Source organism: Pseudarthrobacter sp. C1 (assembly GCF_034720455.1).
In the GTDB taxonomy this organism is placed as follows: domain Bacteria; phylum Actinomycetota; class Actinomycetes; order Actinomycetales; family Micrococcaceae; genus Arthrobacter.
In genome coordinates, this window is record NZ_JAYESK010000011.1 from 119,604 (window position 1) to 128,315 (window position 8,712).

General features: G+C 66.2%; 8 protein-coding genes. 3 read left to right on the forward strand and 5 right to left on the reverse strand.

Translation table 11 applies throughout. The annotated features are described in order from the left end of the window. Positions 1 to 3: 3 nt before the first annotated feature. Positions 4 to 471, reverse strand: a complete 468-nt coding sequence (locus U7114_RS16985) for an Lrp/AsnC family transcriptional regulator (protein WP_157240358.1) — start codon at positions 469 to 471, stop codon at positions 4 to 6. 330 nt (positions 472 to 801) lie between these two features. Between U7114_RS16985 and gluQRS the strand changes: the two genes are divergently transcribed. Together gluQRS and U7114_RS16995 are read left to right on the forward strand one after the other, a co-directional pair. Continuing rightward, positions 802 to 1,683 carry a tRNA glutamyl-Q(34) synthetase GluQRS gene (gene gluQRS / locus U7114_RS16990; protein WP_323058026.1) on the forward strand — a complete coding sequence of 294 codons (882 nt, stop codon included), beginning with the start codon at positions 802 to 804 and terminating at the stop codon, positions 1,681 to 1,683. Positions 1,684 to 1,692: 9 nt separating this feature from the next. Next, positions 1,693 to 2,370 carry an HD domain-containing protein gene (locus tag U7114_RS16995; RefSeq protein ID WP_323058027.1) on the forward strand — a complete coding sequence of 226 codons (678 nt, stop codon included), beginning with the start codon at positions 1,693 to 1,695 and terminating at the stop codon, positions 2,368 to 2,370. Here U7114_RS16995 and U7114_RS17000 read toward each other — a convergent pair. The 4 genes from U7114_RS17000 to U7114_RS17015 all read right to left on the reverse strand — a co-directional run bounded on the left by U7114_RS17000 (position 2,348) and on the right by U7114_RS17015 (position 6,441). After that, complete coding sequence (locus tag U7114_RS17000) at positions 2,348 to 3,607, reverse strand: low temperature requirement protein A (protein WP_323058028.1); 1,260 nt, start codon at positions 3,605 to 3,607, stop codon at positions 2,348 to 2,350. The two genes, U7114_RS16995 and U7114_RS17000, sit on opposite strands and share 23 nt — an antisense overlap. Before the next feature lie 9 nt (positions 3,608 to 3,616). After that, the gene (locus tag U7114_RS17005) at positions 3,617 to 4,933 is read right to left on the reverse strand and encodes an ATP-binding protein (RefSeq protein WP_157240365.1); all 1,317 of its coding nucleotides are present in this window, start codon (positions 4,931 to 4,933) and stop codon (positions 3,617 to 3,619) included. A 147-nt stretch (positions 4,934 to 5,080) separates the two neighbouring features. Then, positions 5,081 to 5,329 carry an SCO4226 family nickel-binding protein gene (locus U7114_RS17010; RefSeq protein ID WP_157240367.1) on the reverse strand — a complete coding sequence of 83 codons (249 nt, stop codon included), beginning with the start codon at positions 5,327 to 5,329 and terminating at the stop codon, positions 5,081 to 5,083. A 164-nt stretch (positions 5,330 to 5,493) separates the two neighbouring features. Continuing rightward, complete coding sequence (locus tag U7114_RS17015) at positions 5,494 to 6,441, reverse strand: L-lactate dehydrogenase (protein WP_323058029.1); 948 nt, start codon at positions 6,439 to 6,441, stop codon at positions 5,494 to 5,496. A 182-nt stretch (positions 6,442 to 6,623) separates the two neighbouring features. Here U7114_RS17015 and ggt point away from each other — a divergent pair, with 182 nt between their 5' ends. Then, on the forward strand, positions 6,624 to 8,462 hold the full coding sequence (ggt, locus tag U7114_RS17020) for a gamma-glutamyltransferase (RefSeq protein WP_323058030.1): 1,839 nt from the start codon (positions 6,624 to 6,626) through the stop codon (positions 8,460 to 8,462). The last annotated feature ends 250 nt before the right edge of the window (positions 8,463 to 8,712 follow it).

An 8,712-nucleotide genomic window follows, 5' to 3' on the forward strand; every position in this document is an offset into this window, starting at 1 on the left:
CTGCTAGTCCCTGAGCAGCCCGGTGGTGCGGTAGGGGATGACCTCGCGCAGGAACATGCTGGTGGAGGTGCGCACAATGCCGGGGCAAAGCCTGATTTCCTCCGACACGCGGTAGAGGTCGTCCGGACTGGTGGCCACCACCCGGATGAGGAGGTCGGTGTCGCCGGCCGGCGCGTGGCATTCCAGGACTTCCGGGATTTCACGGAGGGCGGCAATGGCCTCGTTGAGGTGGCTCTGGTCCAGTTCGGCACTGACGGCCGCCGCCACCCCGCGCCCGAGCGCTCCGGGAACCACCCTGCTGCTGTTGGGCCTTAATGCCCCGGATGAGGACATCCGCTCGAGCCGGGACTGCACCGTGCCCCGGGCCAGCCCCAGCCGCTGGGCCAGCACCATGATGGGAACGCGGGGATCCTCGTCCAGGGCCCTCAGGATCCGCTTGTCGGTGGAGTCCAGTTGCTGCAATCTGATCATTTCCTGTCGGTTCGGGGGGCGGTGGGTGGTCAAACTGATCAATAACGTCCCTGCCTGTTGCCCCAACTGTAAGGTCTCTGTTGAAATGATGGCAACAAGGGCAGAAGCCACCGCTGATGCCCGCAGGCTACAGGCTCCCGGCACACCACCCGGCAACTGGACACCGCTTCCCGCAAGGAGGCTGCCCTGATTGACTCTTGTTCACACCATGGTCACTCTGCCTACACGGCAAGAGCCCCTGAGCTACCGGCGTCGGATTCCCGAAGTCATCGGTAGCTGAGGGGCTCTTGTGTTGTCCCCGACACCGCGCCGCCCGCATAGTGTTGAGCCATGACCCCAGCCGGCCGCTTTGCCCCCAGTCCCTCCGGCGAGCTGCATGTAGGAAACCTCCGGACGGCCGTCCTTGCGTGGCTGTTTGCCCGCTCCACCGGCCGGAAGTTCCTCCTCCGGGTGGAGGACCTGGACCGTGCAAGGGCAGGTGCGGAGGCGGTGCAGCTGCGCGACCTGACAGCCGTCGGCGTGACCTGGGACGGCGGCATCGTCCACCAGACGGGCCGCGGGCCCCTTTATGCCGCGGCGATCTCCAGGCTGCAGGATGCAGGCCTCACCTACGAGTGCTTCTGCACCCGCAGGGAAATCCAGGAGGCCCCGTCCGCTCCGCACGCGCCCCAGGGGGCGTACCCGGGGACGTGCCGGAACCTCGGCCCGGCAGAGCGGGAATTCAAGCGCTCCACCCGCCCCGCTGCCATCCGCCTGCGTGCCGACGTCGCGGAGTATCGCGTACATGATGTGCTGCATGGGGAATTCACCGGAATAGTGGATGATTTCGTGCTGCGCCGCAACGATGGAGTGACCGCCTATAACCTCGCCGTGGTGGTCGACGATGCCGAGCAGGGCATCGACCAGGTGGTCCGCGGCGACGACCTCCTGCCCTCCACTCCCCGCCAGGCGTATCTGGCGTCGCTGCTGAATATTCCTTCTCCGGAATATGCCCACGTGCCGCTGGTGGTGAATGAGGACGGCGCCAGGCTGGCAAAGCGCGACGGTGCGGTTACGCTTGCAGACCTTGCGGCGTTGGGTGTGGATGCGGCCGCCGTGCGGGACCGGCTGCTGGAGTCCCTTGGCCTGCCTTCGGGTCCGCTGTCCACGGCGTTGGCCGCATTTGATCCGGCTGCCCTGCCCAAGGCGCCTTGGGTTTGGTCCGGCCCGTAGGCTGGAGTCATGCCAGAAACCACGGAACAACCGCCCGCCAGCAGTTTCACACCCGAGACGGCCAAGGTGCTGGCCGAGGTGGCGCACAATCGCCAGAAGGACAAACTGAAGCGGCCCTACAAGGACCACGTACTGGCGGTGGGGGATGCTCTAGCTGATTTTGACGACGACATCCGCATCGCAGGCTATCTCCACGACATTGCCGAGGACACCCCAATGACCAGGCAGGCCCTGCTGGACATGGGCGTCTCCGACCGGGCCGTGCAGATCATTGAACGGGTCACCAGCCGCCTGCACAGCAACCCGGACGACTACCAGGCCGTTATCCGCGAGATCGCCGAGGACCATGACGCCGCCTTGGTCAAGATTGCGGATAACGCGCACAACTCGCTGCCTGAGCGCGTCCAGGCGCTGGCCGAGAAGTGGCCGGACAAGCCGCCGGTCACCAAATACCGTGACGCCCGCCCGGTACTCTATGCCGCCGTCGAGGTTGACGAGGTGCGGAAGATCCTGGCCCGGGTGAATCCGTGGCTGCTGGCGGAATTCGACGACCAGTTGGATGAGGAAGACACCACGGACTACGAGAACCTGTCCTATGAGGAGCCGGATGCCGCGGGCGGGACTGCCCGGCAGGCGGACGCAGGGGAAAGGGAGGCTCCTGGCGCTACGCCCTCCGGGGAGCGGTAGCTCCTGCCTCCAGCTTCTGAAGGGCAAGGTGCAGCCGTTCGGAGCCGTGGCGTTCGTCGATCACGATAGAGGCCCCGAGCGCCAGCACAATCACGAAGAGGCTGACGGGGACTGAGGCGCCGGCCGCGGCCAGGCCAACGGCAGCAGCCATTGCTGCCAGTACGCCGCCGGCCACAGTGATCACGGTGCGGTCTGCTCCCACCATGACGCTGTACAGCCATGTTATGGAGCCTTTGAACAGTGCCACCGGAATGGCGATGCTGGCCACGGCCGCGGCGGCGCTGATCCGGGCCTCGTGGTCAATATAGTAGGCGGCCACGTGGAGGCCGGCGCCGGTGGCTGCGATGGCGGCGAAAACGGGGATGTGGCCGTAGCCGAAGAGGAACGACCGGTGCCGGCGCAGGTGCAGGGCGCGCCCGGCAGGCAGCATGAAGTAGATCCACCACATGGCAAATGCCAGGGCCGTGCCGCCGAAGCCCACCAGCGCCGCATCAACACTCCAGCCGTGGTTGGCCACGATGGCCCGAAGGGTTTCAATGGCGCCGATCAGGCATTCGCCCAAGGCAATGATGGCCAGCAGCCCGTACCGTTCGGCAATGTGGTGTGCGTGCCAAGGGGTCCTGGTCCTGCGCTCGGCAGCGAAGGGCGCGGCCATCTCCAGGGCAACCAGCGGGACGATCATGAGGAACGAGGTCAAAACGTCCGCCTCGATGAAAAGCACGGCGATCCACCCGAGCTGCACCAGTGCCAGGTATCTGGCGTACCGCAGGCAGGTGTCGCGGCGGGCAGGATCCTGCCGCGCGGCCCGGAGCCACTGCGACACCAGGGCCAGCCGCATGATCACGTAGCCTCCCACAATCACCGCGTTGTCCACGTGCTTGCCCTCCACCAGCGAGTGGAACATGGGCTCAATGCCCATGGCGAGGATCAGGACACCCACGATCTGGACCATGGTGACCACCCGGAAGATCCAGTCATCGGTGTCGTAGGCGCTGGCAAACCAGGTGAAGTTGATCCATGCCCAGACCACGGCGAACATCGCGAAGGAGAACCCCAACAGGCCGGGGACGACGTGGGCTGCCGCGATTTCATGGGCAAACTGGCTGCCTGCCACACCGAACGCGATCACAAACGTCAGGTCGAAGAAGAGCTCAAGCGGGGTGGCGGCGCGGTGCTTCTCATGCGGGTCGCGGCCGCCCATCCGCGCCATGGCATGACGGAGGGGGTTGGAGGACATAAATAAAAGCTACACGCGCCCCAAAGCGTCGATGTCCTCCAGGAAGTCCTGGTGCACCTCGGCGCTGACGGTGGTCCGGGTGTCGGCGATGGCGTCGAGGTAATCCTGCGTGGAGGGCCCCTTCCGGACCGCCTCGCGGACAGAGGCCGTGCCGCCGGAAGCCAGCCCGCCGTCGTCGTACACTGCTTTTTCCAGCGCACGCTGGGACGCGCTGCGGGCCGCATACTCGATATCCGCGGGGGAGAAGCCTTCGGTTTTGTCCACCAGCAGCTCCACGTCCACGGCGTCCACCACGGGGGCAGGGATGAAGCGCTGCCACATGGCTTCGCGGGCCTGCCGGTCCGGCAGCCCGATGGGGATGACGTAGTCGAACCGGCCGTGCCGCAGGAAGGCGGAATCCAGGGCGCGGATAAAGTTGGTGGCGCACACCAGCAGCCGGCCGGGCTGTTCGCGGAAGGCCGGGATGATCTTGAGGAGCTCGTTGGTGACGCCCTGCAGGGGTGACGGCGGCTCGCCCGAGCGCTGGGCGGCGATCTCTTCCACCTCGTCGATGAACACCACGGCGTGCTCCAGCTCGGCGATTTCCAGGAATGTTTCGCGCAGTGCCCCGGCCAGGCCCTGCGGGTCGGCCGCGAGCCGGGAGGGGAACACCTCAACGAAGGGCCATTCCAGGCGGGAGGCGATGGCCTTGGCGAAGGTGGTCTTGCCGGTGCCGGGCGGGCCGAAGAGCACGACGGCGCGCGGCGGCACTACGCCGAATTCATCGGCTAGATCGGCCTCGGCCAGGGGAAGGACCAGGCGGCGCTCCAGCAGTTCCTTCTCCTTGCGCATGCCCGCCACGTTTTCCCACAGGTCCCGCGCCAGCACGCGTCCGCCGAGCTGGCCCAGCGCGCCGAGTTCCTGCCGCTGGACGGGAATGGTGCGCTCGAAGTAGCGCAGGTTCTTCTTCAACGCGAAGCCCCGGCTGAGGAATGCCTCCACCCGGGTTTCCGATTCCGGCATGAGGGCCGAGAGCTTGTTCAGGCCGTGGGGCGCCATCCGGTTTTCGACGGCGGCGAGCAGCGAGGTGCCGATGCCCCGGCCGCGGTACTCGGGCAGCGTTGCCAGGAAGACAATCCAGCCCTGGTCGTGGGCGGCGCGTCCGACCGCGGCGCCCACCACCTGCTCGCCCTGCACCGCCACCACGGCATGGTCCTTCTCACAGGAAGCCAGCACCTCAGAGAGGGCATAGACGGGTTCCACATTGTTCGCTTTGAGGGTCTCCCACAGGTGAAGGATCCCGTCCAGGTCCGCCGAGTGGAAGTCCCTGATCCGCCAGTTGGTCATGCCGTGTCTCCCGGGTGGTTCGTCGTTGAACTGCGTCGCTGGCTTGCACAGAGCAGCAAGGTAAAGCGCTCTGCTGAGCATAGGCGATCAGCCCGCGACGAAGGGTTGCGGGGACGTTGCATTACATGGCGGCCAACGGGCCAGTGGTCAGACCTTGATCGGAACAGGATGTACTTCGTCTGCGGGGTGGCCCGCGCGCTCATGGATACGACGCACAGCGTCAGCAGAGGGGGCTTCTGACAGGCAGTAGACATAACCTGATTCGGGATCGGCCCAGGCCGATTTGAAGTCAACGCTCTCGTCGCCTTGGATGGCAAGGTCCGCGTTGTGGGCCTCCTGGAGGGCCTCCTTGGTGATTCCGACCATATTGTGGTGGACGTCCATGAATTCCGGCATGCTGGCTGTGCTCCTTAACTAGGTTCATCGTTGAAACAGCAGGATGTGCCCGAGGCTAGACCTAAGCCCGCGGGCCGTCAACAGGGTGGACGTGTTGACTCAAAGAATGCCTGTGGCACGAGGGCCTCTTGGAGGACAGGGAGGGGGCAGGCCGGTCAGATCCCTCAGATCCCCAGGGTGCCCAGCGTGTTCCGGAGGGTATCCGCGGAATGCTGCAGGGCCGCCACTTCACCGTCGTCCATGGGCATTTCGAGGACGGTGCGGACGCCGCCGCGTCCCACGATGCTCGGCAGGGAGAGCGCCACCCCCGAGATTCCGTGCTGTCCCGCCAGGACCGTGGACACGGGCAGCACCGCGTTCTCGTCCCGAAGGAGCGCTTCCACGATGCGTGCGCCGGAGAGGCCGATGGCGTAGTTGGTTGCGCCCTTTCCGGCAATGACCTTGTAGGCCGCCTGCGTCACTTCGCGTGCCGTTTCGGCAAGGTAATCGGGGGTGAAGACGCGCTCGCCGTCCACCTTCCAGTCGCGGACCGGGATGGGGCCGATGGTGGCGGTGGACCAGGCCGGGAACTCCGTATCTCCGTGCTCGCCAATAATGCTGGCGTGGACGCTGGCCACGGCCACGCCGGCACGGCGTGCCAGCAGCCACCGCAGCCGGGAGGTGTCCAGGACGGTTCCTGACGAAAAGATGCGTCCCGTTGGAAGTCCGGAGATTTGCTGCGCTGCCACCGTGAGCACATCGCAGGGATTGGTGACCAGGACGTAGACGGCGTCCGGGGAGCGCTCGAGCAGCCGCGGCATGAGGTCTTCCAGGATCCGGACGTTGGTTCCGGCCAGGTCCAGGCGCGTCTGGCCCGGCGCCTGCTTGGCCCCGGCGGTGATGACGACGACGTCCGCACCCTCCGTCACGGCGATGTCACCGCCGCCGGTCACGGACGCAGCGGCAGCAGCGAACTGGGTGCCGTGGGCGAGGTCCAGGACTTCGGCGTCGGCCTTGGCGGCGTTGACGTCGAACAGGGCGATGCTGCCGGCTGAACCGCGGATGAGGGCGGCGTACGCCAGGGAGGTGCCGACGCTCCCCGCGCCGACGATGGCGAGTTTCGATCCTGACATGGAGTACCTCGTCTTCCCCGGCCCTGTGGCGCGCCGGCGCTGGTGGTCCTGCTGCCCGCAATGGCTTTCATGCTACCGAGCGCGGCAGCCTGCGGGGCAAGAGCGTGGCCGGCACCGTTGAGAGTGTCATGCCCGAGGAGTAGCGTGTGACCCACCTCACCCACACCCATTCAGGAGCAACCATGCCATATCCGGGACGCCGGCTCGCTGCCGTAACCGCAGCGCTGGCGATGAGCGTGACCACCGGCGCCATCATGAGCCCCGCCGCTTCCGCTGACGAGCGGCAAACCCAAAAACAACCCGTGGCCACCGGCTACGGCGGTGCGGTCAGCACCGTGGACCCTGAAGCCTCGGCGGCGGCCATCGAAGTCCTCCGCGAGGGCGGCAACGCCGTCGACGCCGCCGTCGCGGCAGCAGCCACCCTGGGAGTCACGGAGCCGTACAGTGCCGGCATCGGCGGCGGCGGCTACTTTGTGTACTACGACGCTGACAGCGGCAAAGTCAGCACCATCGACGGCCGCGAGACGGCCCCGGCCGCCATGCCCCGGGATGCATTCATTGACCCTGCCACGGGTGCGGCATACCCGTTCCGCAAGCAGGCCACGAGCGGCATGTCAGTGGGCGTGCCCGGCACGCCTGCCACATGGGAACGCGCACTCGAGCGCTGGGGGAGCGTCAGCCTGGAGGAGGCCCTTGAACCGGCCATCGAGGTTGCCACCAGGGGCTTTGTTGTAGACGCCACATTCCAGCAGCAGACGCTGGACAACAAGGACCGGTTCCAGCCCTTCACATCCACCAGTGAGCTCTTCCTGCCGGGTGGCGACGCACCGGCCGTGGGGACAATCTTCAAGAACCCCGGCCTCGCCGATACCTACCAGCTCCTGGCCAAGAAGGGCATGAAGGCCTTCTATAAAGGTCCCCTTGCGAAGGAGATCGCGGAGACAGTCCAGAACCCGCCGATGGTTCCCGGTTCCGCCCTGCCCGGCCCGGCGGGGGTCATGACCACCAAGGACCTCAAGGACTACGAGGCGCTGGACCAGGAGCCCACCCATGTGAACTACCGCGGCTACGACGTCTATGGGATGGCCCCGTCCAGCAGTGGTGGAACCACGGTGGGTGAGGCGTTGAACATCCTGGAGGTGTTCGATCTTCCGTCCCTGAAGTCTGACGTGCCCAAGGCGCTGCACCACTACCTCGAAGCCAGCGCGCTTGCCTTCGCGGACCGCGCCAAGTACGTCGGCGATCCCGCCTTTGTGGACGTTCCCACGAATGCGCTCCTGGATCCGGTGTTCGGCAAGGAACGGGCCTGCGAGATCAATCCGCTGGCGGCGGCCGTCAAGCCGCTGCAGACCGCCGGAGACGTCACGTCGTACGACGGCGTGTGCCCGGTGAAGCCGGCAGCGCTCGCCGATGAGAAGGACACCGAGAACATCTCCACCACCAACCTGACCGTTTCAGACAAGTGGGGCAACGTGGTGGAGTACACCCTCACCATCGAGCAGACCGGCGGTTCCGGCATCGTGGTTCCCGGCCGGGGATTCATCCTCAACAACGAGCTCACGGACTTCTCGGTGGTGTACAGCGAAACGGATCCCAACCGGATCCAGCCGGGCAAGCGGCCCCGCTCGTCCATGTCGCCCACCATCGTCCTGAAAGAGGGCGAACCTTTCGTGGCACTCGGCTCGCCGGGCGGTTCCACCATCATCACCACCGTCCTGCAGACGCTCATCAACCGTATTGACCTGGGGATGACCATCTCGGAGGCCCTGGCTGCTCCCCGCGGCACCCAGCGGAACACGGAAAATGTTGTGGCTGAACAGGCATTCATCGATGCGTACGGGCCCGTCCTGACGTCGACGTACAAGCACAAGCTTGTGGCAGCGGGCGCCCCCGGAACCTCGGCGGCAGAAATTGGCGCCGCCACGGCCATTGAGTTCCTGGATGACGGACTGGTGGTCGCCGCGGCCGAGCCGGCAAGGCGCGGCGGCGGATCGGCGATGGTGGTGGATCCCGCCAAGTAACTGGTCCGCCTGCCGCCTCAAGCGTCGAGCGTTAAACCGCGACGGCGGCACACAGGTTCTGCAGCTCCAGAACCTGCGTGCCGCCGTCGGACGTTAAGGACGGTGGGTTACTTCTTGAAGGCGGCCGCCGGCGGGTTGGCGATGACGGGGGAGAGGCCGGTAAAGCCTTCGCGGGTTTCGGCGATTTCGCGGATGCGGGTGCGGCAGGCGTACCAGCCTGCGACCATGAGGGCGGAGGCGATGGCGGTGA